The following is a 14,943-nucleotide window of genomic DNA, read 5'->3' on the forward strand; positions in this document are numbered from 1 at the left end:
CCCCCCCCGCGAGCGCGGACGAGATCGCTGACACGATCGCGTACCTGGCCTCCCCGGGGGCCGCCGACATCGTGGGCGCCGTCGTGGTCTCCGACGGCGGCCGGTTCACGGCCTGATCGCGAGCGGCGTCCTACCGCGCAGGCCCGGAACCCGCCCGGACGACAGGCGGGGGTGACCACGCGACGTCGGTCGGGTGGTAGAGCCGCAACATCAGGCGGAACGGGCCCCGAGGAGCGGGCAGCCAGTTCGCGACGCCGCCGGGCGGCGGGTCAGCCGACACCTCCACCCGCAGCGAGCCGTCCGACTCGCGGCGCAGGCCCGGGGTACGGTCCCCCACCGCGTGACGACCCAGCGGGTTCTCGACCAGCAGCCCGGCCCGGTGGTAGACGGTGAGCGACCAGAACGCCTGCGCCGGCGGAGGGTCGTCGGCGGCGAAGGAGACGGTGTAGGAGTGCTGGGCCCCGTCCAGCGGCTCTCCCCGCTCATCGACCTCCGCCACCGGGTAGGTGGCCTCCTCGACCGGGTTGACGTAGATCTGCGCCATCGCGACCGCCGCCCTCAGCAGCAGGTCGTCGCCCACGGCGGGTCCGCGCTCGTTGAGCGCCCAGCCGTTCTGGAGCCGCCCGAGTGCACCGACACGCCCCTCGATCCGACGGACGCCGTCCGCGAGGCCCTCGCGGACCGCGGGGGCGAGGTCCGTCGGCACGTGCGGCGCGTCCCCGGCTATCCCGCACGTCCCGAGGTCGTCGCGGACCTGCGCGGGCACGGCATCCGGGTCCAGGTCCCGTAGGACGCGCGCGAGGCTGGGGGCGAACCCGTCCGGCTCACGCACCTCGTCGGCGCGGGAGCAGGTGTCGAGGTCGACGTCCCGCAGGCCCTCGGGATCGAACCTCGCCGCCCGAGCCCCGGCGAGGACGCGGACCCGCACCTCGTCCTGGAGGGCGTGCACGCGCCGCAGGTCGTCGGCGTCGCCGGGCTCGACCAGCGTCCGCCCGCAGATCATCAGGAAACGGTGGGGAGTGCTGATCTCGAGCCGCCCGCCCCGCTCCTGCAGGCCGAGCGGTCCACGCCGCAGGGTGAGCGGCGGCAGCTGGGCGCCGTGGGTCCGCTGACCGAGGGACCACGGGCTCCCGGTGTCCGCCAGCGCCACCTGGTAGCTCTAGTACCGGCCGCCGTAGGACGGGGTTCGGAGCTCGTGGTCGCCGAGGTCGAGGTCCAGCCAGGCGACTGAGTAGAGAGTGTCCACGTTCGGAGCCACCCCTACGCGCAGCCCGGGGTCCGACAGGGCGCGCTGGTGGCCGACGTGGCCCAGTGCAGCGCCGGCGGACGTCGGGGGACGGGCGGTGAACGGGTCCCGGGGTTGCGTGAAGTTGAGGCGCAGCCTCTGGGCCATGACGCAGGGGTACGCCCAGACCTGCAGCCGCTCCGCTGCTGCGCGGACGTCGGTCGACGGCTGGACCATGACCCGTGCCTTCCTCGCGTGATATGAAGTGAGTTCAGTTTGAGCATAGCTCGTGAGGAGCCACCATGGTGTTCCGAGGACAGACGCCCACGGAGGCGGTCCGAGCCGCCTCGGCCGGTCGCGCGGACGCGCTCCCGGCCGATCCGGAGCAACGGCGCCTGCGGGCGCGGACCCTGGCGTCACTCGCGACCGTCTACGGGCTCCCCGCCGTCCTGCAGCACGACCTGCTGCGCCGCGAGGTCTGGGGCCCTGACGCCTCACCCCTGTCGACCTTCCGGCACGAGCGGGCCGTGGCCACCCCGCAGTTCGCCGGCTTCCGCGTGCCCAACGTCGACACGCTCTACTCCAGCGCCTGGGTCGACCTCACCGGCGGGCCCGTCGACGTGACGTTGCCGGACCTCGGCGGGCGGTACTACACGCTCCAGCTGCTGGACGCCTTCAGCAACGCCACCAACCTGAGCCGCCGCACCGCGGGCGACGCCCGGCGCTTCACGCTCGTGCCACCCGGCGCGACGCCGCCGGACGACGGGTCCGGCAGGATGCTCGTCCAGGTCGACTCGCGCGTGACGTGGGTCCTCATGCGCATCCAGGTGGGCGCTGACGACCACGAGGTCGTGCGTGCCCTGCAGGACCAGGTGGCCCTGGAGCCGCGCGGCGGGTCGTCGATCGCCCCAGAGGCTGCAGCGGGCGACGTCGAGACAGAGGTCGACGCCTTCCTGGAGACGCTCGACGCCGCCCTGCGCCTGCAGGGACACCCCCCGGAGGACGACGCCCTGGTGGCGCAGCTGCGCTCCATCGGAATCGCAGGGACGGACCCGTTCGACGCGCGGCTCCTCGACGAGGCGACCGCGCTCGGGGTGGGCGACGGGTTCGCCGAGGCGATGGAGCTGGTCTCGGCCAACCGCTCACTGCTCGGTACGCCGACGCCGGGCGGGTGGACCCGCGTGGCGGACAAGGGCAGCCACGGAGCGAACCACCTCAACCGCGCCATCATGAACTACGTCGGCCTCGGCGCGAACGTCGAGGAGGAGAACACCTCCTTCAACACGTACGTCGACGCCGACGGCCAGCCGCTCGACGGCCGCAGGGCCTACGAGATCTCCCTCGACGCACCCCCGGACTGCGACGCCTTCTGGAGCATCACGCTCTACGAGGCCGCGACCGGGATGTTGTACGACGCTCCCGACGGCCGCCACGGCGTGGGGAGCGCATCGGGCGGACGGGGCGCAGCGGTCTCCGGCCGCATCGTCGTGGGTCCCGACCGTGCCGACGGCGACGCCTGGTTGCCGACGCCGCCGGGGCCGTTCTTCCTGGTACTACGCATCTACGCCCCGGGCGCCGCCGTCGTGTCGCACGCCTGGACGCCGCCGCCCCTGCGGGCGCGGTGAGCGGGTCGGACGGTCCCGTGCACCTACGACCGCTCCGGGCCTTGCGCCTGGGCGAGGAGCCCGACCCGAGGTTCTCGCTGGCGAACGAGCGGACCCTGCTCGCGTGGGTACGCACGTCGCTCGGCCTCGCTGCGGCAGGGTTGGCGGCCTACGCCTTCGCCGCGGACGAGGTGCCGGCGGCGCTGCTCACGCCCCTCGCCGTGTCACTGCTCGCGGTGGCCGGCCTCATCGCGCTGGCGGCGCTCCAACGCTGGTTCGCCGTCGAGGTCGCACTGCGGCAGGGGCGCCCGCTGCCCCTGCCGTGGCTCGCTCTGCCGGTCGTCGCGCTGCTCGCCCTCGCCGTCCTGGCGGGGATCGTGCTCGTCCTCCGGTGAGACCGCCGGGCGGCCCCCTGGTCGACTACGCGGTCCCGAACGACCGAGGTGCCCAGGCGGAGCGCACCACGATGGCGTGGGTACGCACGGCGCTGGCGCTCGAGGCAGTGGCGGTCCTGGCCGCGCGAGCCCTGCAGCTCCGTGCCAGCGGCCTCGTCCTGGCCCTCGTGGCGAGTTTCGGGGTCGCGGTGTTCGTGTTGTTCTCACTGCGCCGTCTCCACGGGCGGCGCACCCGGCAGATGACCGATCGCCACGACGGACCCGCTCGTCCCCGTGCCGGCGCTCCGGTGGTGGTCTCGCTGTCCGTCGTGGCGCTCTGCGGGGCCGCCGCCGCTCTGCTCGTGGTCGACGGGCCCCGCTGAGCCCCGGTCAGAGGTTGTCGAGCACGTTCTTGCCGCCGATGAGCATGGCCACGCCCACACCGAGCCCGGTCACGACGGTCATGAGGAGTGCCATGGCCGCCACCTGCGGGTAGAACCCGTTCGCCCACAGGTCGTAGAGCCGGGTGCCCATGACCTGGGTCGTGGGCGCCCGCACCAGCAGCGAGGCGGCGAACTCGTGGGTCAGCAGGATGAACATGAGTGCGACCGCGCTGAGGATCGCGGGCCGCATCAACGGCAGGATGATCCGCACGTTGGTCACGGCCGAGCTCGCTCCGCTGGTCGACGACGCCTCCGCGTACGTCTCGCCGAGCGCGAGCAGGGCCGTCATCTGCAGTCGGGTCGCGAAGGGCAGCATCAGGACCACGTAGACGAGGATGATGACCGTGCGCGTCCCGTAGAGGATGAACGGCGGCTGGGTGTAGGTCAGCAGGAAACCCACGCCGAAGATGACGGCCGGGATGCCCAGCGGCAGCGCGGTGATCAGGTCGCCGGCCAGCCGCAGCACGGTGTAGCGACGGCCGCGCACCAGGAGGTTGGCCATCGCGAACCCGAGCGGGACGCAGATGGCCACGGCGACGGACGAGGCGACCAGGCTGGTGACCACGGAGTCGATGACGTCCGGGGTGCTGAGGAGCGTCCGGAAGTTGTCGAGCGTGAGCGCGTTCCACTGGATGGTCTCGGACCAGTAGGGCGACAGCGCGACCGCGATGAGCCCGAACAGGGGGGCCACGAGAGCGACGAGGCCGTAGACCACGACTGTGCCGACGGCCCACCACGACCTCGCAGGAGCGGAGCGGAACGCCTTGCCGCCGTGGGTGACGAAGCGGCTCTGGTTCCCCAGCAGCGCCTTCTGGCCGAACACGACGACGAGGCCGAGGATGACGAGAGGCGACCCGGCGGCCGCCGCAGCGGCGAAGTCGGCGGGCGACTCGGAGACCCGGCGGTACATCTCGGTGGTCAGGACCTTCACACCGGTGTTCGAGCCCAGCAGCAGCGGGCCCGTGAACTGCCCCAGCCCCAGCAGCAGCGCCACACCGCCTCCGTAGACGAGCGAGGGACGAAGCAGCGGCAGGACGACGCGGAAGAAGACCCCCACCGTCGACGAACCGCTGGTCTGTGCCGCCTCGAGGTGCTCGGCGCTGATGCCCGCCATGCCGGCGCTGACGAAGAGATACACGAACGAGGTCAGCCCGAAGCCGGTGAGGATGATGATCCAGGTCGGCGTGTAGACGTCGATCGGACCTGACTCGAGATGGTCCCACCACGGGAGGGTGCGGAACGCCGCGTTCAGGTAGCCGGGGCCGGGCGAGAGCAGGAAGGCCCAGCCGCTCACGCTCGCGATGGCCGGCATCACGATCGGGAGGACCGGGATCACACGCAGCCACGCGAACTTCGCCGGCAGGCGGCTCGTCGCGAAGGCCAGCAGGGTGCCGAGCACCATCGCGATGGCGAGCGAGACCCCGCCGAGCTTCACGGTCGTCCAGATGACGGAGCCGATGTCGGGCCGGGAGTACTGCGCGTCGTAGCCACGTGCCCCGTCCTCGAAGGCGAGCGCCTGCAACCGGTACAGCGGCAGCACGACGAGGTAGCCGAGGAACAGGACGAGGGCGAGGTAGCCGAGGCGGGCTCCCCAGCCCCGGCGGGCGGTGAACCGGTCGACGGCGCTGCGCACGCGCCCGGGGACGGGCGGCTGAGCTGTCGGCTGTGAGACGGCCGGAGCGGTGGTGGTCGTCGTCATCGCTCAGACCCCCGAGGCCACGGTGTGCGTGCCGCCGGTCCGGGCCTCGGCCCCCGTCAGGGCGAGACCCGTCTGCGGCTTCTCGTCCAGGTCCGGCGCGAAGAGGCGGACGTCCGAGGGCGCGAAGCCCACCAGCACGGGGGCACCCTCTGCCGCCTCCCGAAGCCAAGCGCCGTGCTCGCGGGTGTCGGCCTCCAGGCTGAGCTGCTGGCCCCCGACGTCGACCAGCACGTCGTAGTGACGACCCCCGAACTCGGTGGTCACCAACGTGGCCCCCAGCACGACGTGGTGCGCCGGCGCCTGGTCGGAGGAGCGCAGGAGGTGGAGGTCCTGCTTGCGGAGGCGGGCCACCGCGCGGTCGCCCGCGCCGCGTTCGGGCGTACGGTCCGCGAGGTCGACGACCTCTCCGGATTCCGTGCGCCATCCGGCCTCGCCGCGGGTGAGCTCCAGCCGGTTGCCCATCCCGATGAACGCCGCGACGTACTCCGACGCGGGCTCGTCGAACACCCGCTGAGGAGTGTCGAGCTGCTCCAGCCGCCCTGCCTTCATGATGGCCAGCCGGTCACCGAGCGCGAACGCCTCCGACTGGTCGTGGGTCACGAACACCGCGCTGAACCGGAGCCGCTGGTGCAGCTGGTGGATCTGGGTGCGGACCTGGTCGCGCAGCCGTGCGTCGAGGTTGCTGAGGGGCTCGTCGAAGAGCACCAGGTCGGGCTCGGCCACGAGTCCGCGCGCGACCGCGACGCGCTGCTGCTGACCGCCGCTGAGCTGGGCCGGGTAGCGGTCGAGCAGCGCCTGGGTGTCGACCATCTCCGCCGCGCGTTCGACGGCCCCTCCGCGCAGGGCGTCCTTGCGACCGCGCACCTTGAGGGGGTACCCGATGTTCTTGCGGACGGTCAGGTGCGGCCACAGCGCGTAGGACTGGAAGACCATCCCGATGTTGCGCTTGTGGGTGGCGATGTCGACGTGCCGCCCGCTGTCGAAGACCGTTCGGTCGCCGAACGAGATGTGGCCGCCCTCGGGCCGCTCCAGCCCCGCCAGGCAGCGCAGCGTCGTGGTCTTGCCGCAGCCGCTCGGACCGAGGAGGACGACGAACTCGCCGTCCTCCACGCTCAGGTCGAGGTCGTCCACGACCGTGGTCGCGCCGAAACGCTTCGTCAGGCCCTGCACGTTGAATCCGGACACTGGGTCACCTCATCGTCGGGGGCGGGCGCTCGGCCCGTCGGTCGGGTTGTCGTCGCGGCTGCGCCGCGGCGTGGTGCGACCGGCGGCGGTACCGCCGTCCACCAAGAGGTCGGTGCCGGTGACGTAGGAGGACTCGTCACCGGCCAGGAAGGCGATGGCGCGGGCAACCTCGTCGGCGCTGCCCTGGCGCTGCATCGGGATGGTGCGGAGGTAGGCGTCGACATCGACGTCGTCGAAGCCACCGCTGTCGGTGATGGAGGTGGCGATGCTCCCGGGACACACGGAGTTGCAGCGCACGCCGCGCTCGGCCAGCTCGAGCGCCGCCACCCGGGTCAGCGCGCGGACGCCGAACTTCGACGCGCCGTAGGCGCCCAGGCCGGTCGTGGCCAGGACTCCGCGCAGGGACGAGACGGTGACCACCGACCCACCGTCCCCCACGGTGGTCGCAGCGGTGCGCAACGCCAGGAAGGTGCCGACCAGGTTGACGTCGACGACTCGCCGGAAGTCCGCCAGCGTGGAGTCGGCGAGCTCGGCTCGTTGCGCGACGCCCGCTGCGTGCACCAGGACGTCCAGCCTGCCGGACGCCCAGCGCTGGCCCACGCAGCCCCAGGCGGCCTCGTCCGCGACGTCGAGCGCGACCGAGGTCGCGGACCCGCCCAGCTCGGCGGCGAGCCGGGCACCACCCGCCTCGTCGACGTCCGCCAGCACGACCGTGGCTCCCCGGGCGTGGAGCAGCCGCGCCGTGGCGGCGCCGATGCCGTTCGCGGCGCCCGTGACGAGGACGGTGCGGCCGGCGAACCCGGCGACCGGGGGGCGTTCGTTCACACTCATCGGCTGCTCACCTCCATGGCGGCGGAAGGGTCGGGCGGATCGCGCGCACGCGTCGGAGCGCTGCGGGAGGCGGCGACCGGGGGTCCACCGGCCGCCGCCACCGTCGTTCATCGCAGGAAGAGCGACTCCCACTCCTGCTGGTACGCCTGCACCTGCTCCGGCGTCAACGCGTCGGGGTCGGGCAGCTCGATGTCACTGGCGTCCGCCACGGCTCCGTCGCCATCACCGAGCACCGAGGCGTACCCGGTGTTCAGTGCGGCCTGACCCTCGGGGCTGACCATGAAGTCAGCGAGCACCTGGGCGGCGTTCGGGTGCGGCGCGGAGCTCAGCACGTGCGAGTACCAGGGGGTGCCCCAGGCGGGCTCGGGCAGCTTCCAGTCGACGGGCGCACCCGACTCGACCTCGGCGACCAGGGGCTGCACGCCCGGCGCAGCCGCGATCTCGCCCGAGGTCAGCGCCTGGGCGATGCCCAGGGCGCTGGGATAGATGCGGGGCTCGAGCTCGGCCAGCTGCTCGAGGAAGTCCGGGCCGAAGTTCTCCTCGTAGAACTGGAAGAAGTCGACGTACGCCGCGATGCCCTGCGGGTTGACGATGCCGAGCTTGCCGGCGTACTCGTCGGACAGCATGTCCTGGGGCTCCTCGAAGCCGTCGGGCACCTCGTTCGTGTTCCAGCCCATCGCGAAGACCGCCGCGCTGGTGAGGAAGAACGAGTCCGCGAGCACGTTCTCGTCGCGGTTGAACGCCTCGGCCTCGAACGACGGTCCCCGCAGGTCGTCCACCGAGTACGTGCCCGACTCGGATGCGGTCGTGATCCACGCCGCGTCCGTGACCATGTGGACGTCCGCGGCGCCCCGACCGGTCTGGTTCTCCACCTCGACCTTGGGGTTCATCTCGGCGTCCGTGCCGCGCACGTACTTCATGTCGATGTCCGGGTACGCCGCCTCGAAGGCTGCCTCGAGCGCGTCCAGGCGGGTCGGGTTCTGGCTCGAGTAGAGGAGCACCTCGCCCTCGTCGTTCGCGGCTGCGACCACGTCGTCCCAGCTGCCCTCGACCGCCTCGCTGGCGGCCCCGCCGCTTCCACCGCCGCACGCTGCCAAGGCGAGCGTCAGCACGCCCGCAGCGAATGCGCCGGTGATCCTCGTTGACCTCTTCACGTCACGCTCCCGTCCGATGAACTGATATCAGTTCAATGTAGTAGGCGGTCCGTGTGGCGTCAATCACCATCTGCGGGTTCGGTGGTCTCCACGACGCACTTGCCCCGCGTGCGCCCCGCGAGGAGGTCGACGATCGCCCGCGGAGCCAGGTCGAGCCCCGCGTACGACGCCACGTCCAACCGCAGGCGTCCGTCGCGCCAGAGACCAGCGAGCTCCGCGCGCGCCTCGTCGGCCCGCGCGGCGTGGGCGCCCGCACGGAAGCCCTGCAGCGTCAGGTTCTTCGAGGTGGCCTGGAAGAGGTTGTGCGGCCCGGGCGCCGGTTCGGTGTCGTAACCGGCGATGGCACCGCACAGCGCGACCCGACCGAAGGGCCGCAGGTGGTCCAGCGCGGCGGCCAGGTGATCCCCGCCGACATTGTCGAAGTAGACGTCGACCCCGTCCGGTGCGGCGGTCTCGAGACCGGCAGTCAGGCCGGCCCGGTAGTCGAAGGCCGCGTCGAGGTGCAGGTGGTCGAGCAGGTACGCCACCTTCTCGGGACCGCCCGCGCTGCCGACGACCCGGCACCCTCGGGCTCGGGCGAGCTGCGCGGCGACGCTGCCCACCGCGCCGGCGGCGGCCGAGACCCAGACCGTCTCGCCCGGCTGTGCCCTCGCGACCGCGACGATGCCCGCCCAGGCGGTGAGCCCGGTTCCGCCGAGCAGACCGACGTGGACCTGCGGAGGCGCCAGCGTCGGGTCGAGCCGGGCCAGCATCCCGGCACCTCCCAGGGCGGCGCCCCGGGCCTCCACCACCGCCAGCTCGCGGTAGCCCCGGGCGTGCTGCACCAGGTCGCCGACGGCGAAACCATCGGCGCGCGACTCGAGGACGGTCCCGACGGCAAGACCCTCGATCCCGGCGCCCAGCTCGAAGGCGGGCAGGTAGCCAGGAGGACTCACCGGATCCAGGCGCAGACGGACCGCGGCGTCCACGGAGTGATGCGTGGTGCGGACGAGGACCTGTCCGTCACGCAGGGCCGGCACCGCGGTCTCGACGACCTCCAGGTCGCTCTCCCGCAGACCGCCCTCGGGCCGCCGCACCACGCGTACCTCCCGGGTCGTCCTCATGCCCCGTCCCCCGCCGGGGCGTAGAACCGGCACAGCAGGACGGCCACGCACACCGGGCGGTCGCCCCCCTCGACCTCGACCGTGATCTCCAGACGCGCCTGCCGGACCCCTGCGGCCACCTCGTCGACGGCGACGACGGCGATCCGCGCGCGGACCCGACTGCCCGCCGGCACCGACGCGGGGAACCGCACGCGGTCGAGCCCGTAGTTGACACCCATGCCGGCGCCCTCGACCTTCAGCAGTGCTTCCAGGAACGGGGCCACCAGGGCCAGCGTCAGGAAGCCGTGCGCGATCGTGGTGCCGAACGGACCGGCACCCGCGCGCACCGGGTCCGTGTGGATCCACTGGTGGTCCTCGGTCGCGCCGGCGAAGGCGTCGATGCGCGCCTGGTCCACCTCGATCCAGGAGCTCGGCCCGAGATCCCGGCCCACCAGGTCTCCCAGGTCGTCCATGTGCACTGTCGTGAGCGTCATCGGTTCCTCGTTCCCTGCGGGCGGATGGGGTGGGCGGTGGGCGTAGGTCGGGGGTCACGGACAGACGGCGACCGCGTGGGCGACCCGCCTGGGCGCGCGCCAGACGGCGCCAGTACGCGGCGTCGGCCGCAGTCGGCATTCCGTCGACGACGGAAGCAGTGCCGTGCGCGGTCGCGACGATGGGGTTGCGCAGGCGCCGGCCGCCGACGACCACTCCCTCGGCGAGAACCGACACCACGACCCCCTGGCAAACTGACATGAGTTCACTTCATACTAGGGCCACGATCGGCACCCGTCACGAGGGGACTGGAGGAGTCATGCGATTCGAGGGCAGAACGGTCCTGGTCACCGGCGCCACGGGCGGCCTGGGTGCAGCGACGTGCCGCCGACTGGCGTCCGAGGGCGGCCGCATCGCGGTGAGCGACCTCGACGTCGACGCCTGCTCGAGCCTTGTCGACGACCTCCCCGGCACCGGTCACCAGGCGATCGCGCTCGACGTCGCTTCCGAGGAGTCCTGGCGCACGGCGCTCGACACCCTCGGCTCCCGGGGTCCGCTGCACGCCCTCGTCAACAACGCCGCACTGGGCAGCCTCGCGACCGTCGAGGACGAGACCGTGGAGCACTTCGCCAAGATCGTGGCCGTCGACCAGACGGGGGTCTTCCTCGGCATGAAGCACGCCGGCCCCGCCATCGAGCGGTCCGGCGGAGGCGCGATCGTCAACATGTGCTCGATCCTCGGCACCGTCGGCGGGATGGGGAACTCGTTCGCCTACCACGCCGCGAAGGGCGCGGTCCGCACCATGACGAAGAACGCGGCCCTGCACTGGGCCGCCCGAGGGATCCGGGTGAACTCGCTGCACCCTGGCTTCATCGGCACCGACCAGCTGCTCGAACGCTTCGAGGGATCGGAGCGGCACCGCTCCATGCTGGACGGCACCCCGATGGGCCGGCTCGGCACACCGGAGGAGATCGCCGCCGTCGTCGCCTTCATGGCGAGCGACGACGCGGGCTTCATGACGGGCTCGGAGGTCTACGCCGACGGCGGGTGGACGGCGCGCTGACGGTGACCGCCGGCGGGAGTCGCACCGTCCGCCTCTACGACGGACGGTCCTGGGACCGAGGCGGGGCCCGGCGACTCCTCTACGTCCCGAGGGCAACACCCGCGGTCTCCGCGGCGGCGACCACGCGCAGATGCTGCTGATGCTCGCCCCGGGCGGCCCCCGTGAGGACTACTTCGAGGCCCTCGCGCGGGGCGAGGCGATGGCGGAGGAGGAGCGGACGGAGTTCATGCTGCGCCACGACACCTACTGGGTGTGACGAGAGGCGGCCCGCCGACGCCCGCCCCTCACCCCTCCACCGGCGCGACGTCGACGGCGACGGCGAGCCTCGACCCGGTCGCCTCGGTGAAGATCACGCCCTTGAGCGGCGGGACGTCGCCGTAGTCGCGGCCCCAGGCGACGGTCACGTACCGCTCGTCGACCCACGTGTCGTTGGTCGGGTCGAGCATCAGCCACGTGCCCGGTCCGCCCGTCGGGCCGGGCACCCACACCGCGTTCCAGGCGTGGCTGGCGTCGGCGCCGACGAGACGCTCCCGGCCGGGGGGCGGGGTGGTCGCCAGGTAGCCGGAGACGTAGCGGGCCGCCAGCCCGTGCGAGCGCAGCCCCGCGACCACGAGGTGCGCGAAGTCCTGGCACACGCCGGCCCGGGAGGCGAGCACGTCGGCGACCGTCGAGGTCACGGTGGTCGCGCCCTGCTCGTACGCGAAGTCCGCGTGCACCCGGCGCACCAGGTCGGCCACCGCCTCGCCGACGGGGCGTCCCGGGGTCAGGGAGACGGCGGCGTACGCCTGCACCTCGGCGCCCTGGTCGGCCAGCGCGGAGGGCAGCGCGAAGTCCCACGCCTCCCACGCGTCGGGGGCGTCGGGCCGCGCCGCGGGCCTGGCCTGCTCCCACGGGGTCGCGAGGACGCGGGGGTCGTGCACGGGGGCCTCGACGTCGACCACGCTCTCGGCGTACACCTCCAGCTCGCGGTGCGGCTCGAGGACCTGGAACCAGGTGGCGGTGTTGCCGTACGCGTCGACGTCGTCGCGCTGCCCCGACGGCTCGGGCGTGATCCGCAGGGCCCGCTCGTCGACGCGCTGGCCGGCCAGCTCGCGCGGGGTCAGGTACGCGACGCCGAGGCTGTCGGTGACGTCGTCGTCGTAGGTGTAGGTGGTGCGGTGCCACACGCGGTACCTCACCCGTCCCCACCCGCCTCGACCAGCAGGTCGTCGGACCCCGCGCCGCGCGGCAGCAGCTGGGCGAAGGAGCGCGGGCCCGGCCCGGCCGGGAAGTGCAGGGCCTCGATCGCGTCCGAGAGCCGCGCCGTCTCCGCGACGAGATCGGCGAGGAAGTGGTCGAGGTGCGGTCGGCGGGCACCGCCGAGCGCGACCAGCGCGCGTACGTCCACGCTCTCCACCCGCTCCCCCAGCTCGTCCAGCAGCCGCTCGGAGCGGGTCGAGCCCGTCGAGGCCGGCATCGCGGCCAGGTGCCCGCGCAGGTCGGCGAGCGCGGAGACGACCGAGCGCGGGTTCGCCGGGTCGAGCAGCAGCAGCTCCAGCACGCTGCCGACCTTGACGTAGCCGCGGTGGCGGCGCCGGTGCGTCACGACGGACTCGGTGGAGCCCAGCACGGCGTTGAGCACCCGGCGGTCGGTGTCGAGGCCGCGCCGCTCGACCACCGTCGAGCGCAGCAGCCGGGCGACCTGCAGCACGCGCTCGAGCGAGCGGCCGGCGCCGATCATGTGCCAGCCGGGGTCGCGCATCATGTTCGCGACGACGCCGGTCAGGGCGAGCACCCCGTTCAGCATCCGCCCGCCGGCCTCCTCGACCTGGTGGCTGTGGCGCGAGGTCGCGAGCACCGCCGCCGACCGCTCCACCGAGGCGAACGCCCGCCACGCGTCGGCGGAGAGCTGGTCGCGCACCCCCTGGGCGCAGGCCCGCAGCGCCGCGACGGACTGCGCGACGCCGCCGGCGCGATCGCTGTCGAGCAGCACGGCGTGGAACTCGGCGTCCAGCCGGTCGCCGAACAGCTCCTCGCGCACCGCCGGGTCGTCGAAGCGCACGGGCCTGCCGGGCGGGCACAGGTCGTGCAGCGCTTTCCACGCGACCGCCAGGCTCGCACCGCCGGACGAGAACGGGCGGGTCCGGTAGTCCTCGGCCAGCGCGTGCGCGGTGAGCACGAGCCGCAGCGTGTCCTCGGCCCGCTCGACGTAGCGGCCGAACCAGTAGAGGTCGTCCAGCGTGCGCGGGAGCACCGCCGCCGACGCGTCGGTGTAGGCCGGCTGCAGCTGGTGGGCCAGGTGCTGGTCGGGGTCCGCGGCGTCGCGCTTGAGCACCCACACGTCCTTCGACACCGACCGCGCCGCCTGGAGCCCGTCGTGGCGCTCGCGCACGGTGGCCAGCGCACCGACCATCGGGCGGTAGGACGACCCGTGCAGCAGCGTGAACGTGCGCAGCGTGACCGAGCCGGGCGTCACGGCGCCCGAGGCCGGGGCGTACGCCTCGAGCAGGTCGCCCGCGCCGCCCGCTCCGACCGCTCCGGGCCCACGCCCGAAGGTCGGCGCCTGCGAGAGCGGCAGCGGCTGCTGGCCGACGTAGAGGTGCGGCTCCGCCTCGATCCGCTTGCGCAGCGCGTCGCGTCCGCCGCCCACCCGGCCGCCGTCGATGCGGCGGACCTCGAGCTCGTCGAGACGCCCGAGGACGGTACGCCGGTTCGCCTCGTCGCCGCACCACCACGTGGGGACGGAGTCGAGGCGCAGGTCCTCGCCGAGCAGGTGCTGGGCCGCGGCGGGCAGGTAGGGCAGCAGCCCCGGGTTCTCCACCACCCCGGCGCCGAGGCCGTTGACCACCCGCACCGTGCCCCGGCGCACCGCCTCGCTCAGCCCGGCGACCCCGAGCCGGGACCCCGCGCGCAGCTCGAGCGGGTCGCTCCAGGCCGCGTCGACGCGCCGCAGGATCACGTGCACGCGCTCGAGGTGCTCGAAGACGCGCATCCACACCGCGCCGTCGCGCACGACCAGGTCGCCGCCCTGCACGAGCGGGAAGCCGAGCGTGCTCGCCAGGAACGCCTGGTCGAACGCGGTCTCCGAGTGCGGGCCCGGGGAGAGCACCACGACCCGCGGGCTGGCGGGGTCGCCGGGAGCCGCCTGCAGCAGGGAGCTGCGCAGGGCGTGGAAGAACGGCGCCAGCCGGTGCGGCGACGCCTGCCGGTAGAGCTCGGGCAGCACGCGGGAGATCACGCGGCGGTTCTGCATGGCGTACCCGAGGCCCGACGGCGCCTGCGCCCGGTCGGCGAGCACGCGCCACTCGCCGTCGCCGGTGCGGCCCAGGTCGGTCGCGGTGAGCAGCAGCGGGTGCGGGTCGGCGGCGGAGGCGCGCGCCATCACCCGCACGTAGCCGCTGTGCCCCAGCACCAGCGGGGCGGGCAGCACGCCGTCGCGCAGCAGGGTGCGCGGGCCGTACAGGTCGGCGACGACCGCGTCCAGCAGCTCGGCGCGCTGCGCCAGGGCGACCTCCAGCCCCGTCCACTCGTCGGCGTCCAGCACGAGCGGGACGGGGTCGAGGCGCCACGGCTCCACGCCGCGGCCGGGTGCCGCGTACGTGACCCCGTCGTCGGCCAGCGCGTGGCGGATGTCGGTGTCCACGCGGGCCAGGTCACCCGCGGTCAGCCGCAGCGCGACGTCGAGCAGCGGTCGCCACGCGGGCCGCAGCGCCCCGTCGGCGCCGACGAGCTCGTCGTAGCGGGTCGGCGCGGGATCGAGACGGGGCTGCGCCAGCGCCGCCGTGTAGTCGGAGAGCACGGTCACGTCGGCC

At 73.4% G+C, this 14,943-nt stretch carries 15 protein-coding genes; 5 read left to right on the plus strand and 10 right to left on the minus strand.

The genetic code is table 11. From position 1 onward, the window contains the following. Nucleotides 1-130: 130 nt before the first annotated feature. Entirely contained in the window at nucleotides 131-1,150 is a 1,020-nt protein-coding gene (locus RDV89_RS06940) for a DUF1214 domain-containing protein (RefSeq protein ID WP_315732230.1), read from the minus strand. A gap of 9 nt (nucleotides 1,151-1,159) precedes the next feature. Continuing rightward, a complete protein-coding gene (locus RDV89_RS20225) occupies nucleotides 1,160-1,393 on the minus strand; it encodes a DUF1254 domain-containing protein (protein WP_369012406.1) in 234 nt (77 codons plus the stop codon). A gap of 134 nt (nucleotides 1,394-1,527) precedes the next feature. Between RDV89_RS20225 and RDV89_RS06945 the strand changes: the two genes are divergently transcribed. The 3 genes from RDV89_RS06945 to RDV89_RS06955 are packed head-to-tail and all read left to right on the plus strand — an operon-like array spanning nucleotide 1,528 to nucleotide 3,586. Then, nucleotides 1,528-2,850: a DUF1254 domain-containing protein gene (locus tag RDV89_RS06945; protein ID WP_315732231.1), complete on the plus strand. Its 1,323-nt coding sequence runs from the start codon at nucleotides 1,528-1,530 to the stop codon at nucleotides 2,848-2,850. 41 nt (nucleotides 2,851-2,891) lie between these two features. Then, a complete protein-coding gene (locus tag RDV89_RS06950) occupies nucleotides 2,892-3,224 on the plus strand; it encodes a YidH family protein (protein ID WP_315732232.1) in 333 nt (110 codons plus the stop codon). After that, nucleotides 3,221-3,586, plus strand: a complete 366-nt coding sequence (locus RDV89_RS06955; RefSeq protein ID WP_315732233.1) for a DUF202 domain-containing protein — start codon at nucleotides 3,221-3,223, stop codon at nucleotides 3,584-3,586. Before RDV89_RS06950 ends, RDV89_RS06955 begins: the two co-directional genes overlap by 4 nt. A gap of 7 nt (nucleotides 3,587-3,593) precedes the next feature. Here RDV89_RS06955 and RDV89_RS06960 read toward each other — a convergent pair whose 3' ends face one another. The 6 genes from RDV89_RS06960 to RDV89_RS06985 all read right to left on the minus strand — a co-directional run bounded on the left by RDV89_RS06960 (nucleotide 3,594) and on the right by RDV89_RS06985 (nucleotide 10,091). Next, the gene (locus RDV89_RS06960; protein ID WP_315732234.1) at nucleotides 3,594-5,345 is read right to left on the minus strand and encodes an ABC transporter permease; all 1,752 of its coding nucleotides are present in this window, start codon (nucleotides 5,343-5,345) and stop codon (nucleotides 3,594-3,596) included. A gap of 3 nt (nucleotides 5,346-5,348) precedes the next feature. Next, nucleotides 5,349-6,530: an ABC transporter ATP-binding protein gene (locus RDV89_RS06965; RefSeq protein WP_315732235.1), complete on the minus strand. Its 1,182-nt coding sequence runs from the start codon at nucleotides 6,528-6,530 to the stop codon at nucleotides 5,349-5,351. A 9-nt stretch (nucleotides 6,531-6,539) separates the two neighbouring features. After that, nucleotides 6,540-7,361: an SDR family NAD(P)-dependent oxidoreductase gene (locus tag RDV89_RS06970; protein ID WP_315732236.1), complete on the minus strand. Its 822-nt coding sequence runs from the start codon at nucleotides 7,359-7,361 to the stop codon at nucleotides 6,540-6,542. 107 nt (nucleotides 7,362-7,468) lie between these two features. Next, entirely contained in the window at nucleotides 7,469-8,473 is a 1,005-nt protein-coding gene (locus tag RDV89_RS06975) for an ABC transporter substrate-binding protein (protein ID WP_315732237.1), read from the minus strand. A gap of 101 nt (nucleotides 8,474-8,574) precedes the next feature. Further along, complete coding sequence (locus RDV89_RS06980) at nucleotides 8,575-9,618, minus strand: zinc-binding dehydrogenase (protein ID WP_315732238.1); 1,044 nt, start codon at nucleotides 9,616-9,618, stop codon at nucleotides 8,575-8,577. Further along, the gene (locus tag RDV89_RS06985; protein WP_315732239.1) at nucleotides 9,615-10,091 is read right to left on the minus strand and encodes a MaoC family dehydratase; all 477 of its coding nucleotides are present in this window, start codon (nucleotides 10,089-10,091) and stop codon (nucleotides 9,615-9,617) included. Before RDV89_RS06985 ends, RDV89_RS06980 begins: the two co-directional genes overlap by 4 nt. A gap of 317 nt (nucleotides 10,092-10,408) precedes the next feature. Between RDV89_RS06985 and RDV89_RS06990 the strand changes: the two genes are divergently transcribed. Further along, a complete protein-coding gene (locus tag RDV89_RS06990; RefSeq protein ID WP_315732240.1) occupies nucleotides 10,409-11,152 on the plus strand; it encodes an SDR family NAD(P)-dependent oxidoreductase in 744 nt (247 codons plus the stop codon). Between the two features lie 130 nt (nucleotides 11,153-11,282). Beyond that, complete coding sequence (locus RDV89_RS06995) at nucleotides 11,283-11,408, plus strand: hypothetical protein (RefSeq protein ID WP_315732241.1); 126 nt, start codon at nucleotides 11,283-11,285, stop codon at nucleotides 11,406-11,408. Between the two features lie 28 nt (nucleotides 11,409-11,436). Here the strand turns inward: RDV89_RS06995 and RDV89_RS07000 are convergent, their stop codons facing one another. Both RDV89_RS07000 and RDV89_RS07005 read right to left on the minus strand, forming a co-directional pair. Further along, nucleotides 11,437-12,330 carry a transglutaminase family protein gene (locus RDV89_RS07000; RefSeq protein WP_315732242.1) on the minus strand — a complete coding sequence of 298 codons (894 nt, stop codon included), beginning with the start codon at nucleotides 12,328-12,330 and terminating at the stop codon, nucleotides 11,437-11,439. Further along, the gene (locus RDV89_RS07005; protein WP_315732243.1) at nucleotides 12,327-14,936 is read right to left on the minus strand and encodes a circularly permuted type 2 ATP-grasp protein; all 2,610 of its coding nucleotides are present in this window, start codon (nucleotides 14,934-14,936) and stop codon (nucleotides 12,327-12,329) included. Before RDV89_RS07005 ends, RDV89_RS07000 begins: the two co-directional genes overlap by 4 nt. Nucleotides 14,937-14,943: the final 7 nt, after the last annotated feature.

Source organism: Nocardioides imazamoxiresistens, assembly GCF_032378595.1.
Classification (GTDB): Bacteria; Actinomycetota; Actinomycetes; order Propionibacteriales; family Nocardioidaceae; genus Nocardioides; species Nocardioides imazamoxiresistens.

Bases quoted from the DNA above. Each gene is read 5' to 3' on its own strand.
- RDV89_RS20225 (WP_369012406.1), bottom strand. From the start codon at position 1,393: ATGGCCCAGAGGCTGCGCCTCAACTTCACGCAACCCCGGGACCCGTTC.
- RDV89_RS06945 (WP_315732231.1), top strand. From the start codon at position 1,528: ATGGTGTTCCGAGGACAGACGCCCACGGAGGCGGTCCGAGCCGCCTCG.
- RDV89_RS06960 (WP_315732234.1), bottom strand. From the start codon at position 5,345: ATGACGACGACCACCACCGCTCCGGCCGTCTCACAGCCGACAGCTCAG.
- RDV89_RS06970 (WP_315732236.1), bottom strand. From the start codon at position 7,361: ATGAGTGTGAACGAACGCCCCCCGGTCGCCGGGTTCGCCGGCCGCACC.
- RDV89_RS06980 (WP_315732238.1), bottom strand. From the start codon at position 9,618: ATGAGGACGACCCGGGAGGTACGCGTGGTGCGGCGGCCCGAGGGCGGT.
- RDV89_RS06985 (WP_315732239.1), bottom strand. From the start codon at position 10,091: ATGACGCTCACGACAGTGCACATGGACGACCTGGGAGACCTGGTGGGC.
- RDV89_RS06990 (WP_315732240.1), top strand. From the start codon at position 10,409: ATGCGATTCGAGGGCAGAACGGTCCTGGTCACCGGCGCCACGGGCGGC.
- RDV89_RS06995 (WP_315732241.1), top strand. From the start codon at position 11,283: ATGCTGCTGATGCTCGCCCCGGGCGGCCCCCGTGAGGACTACTTCGAG.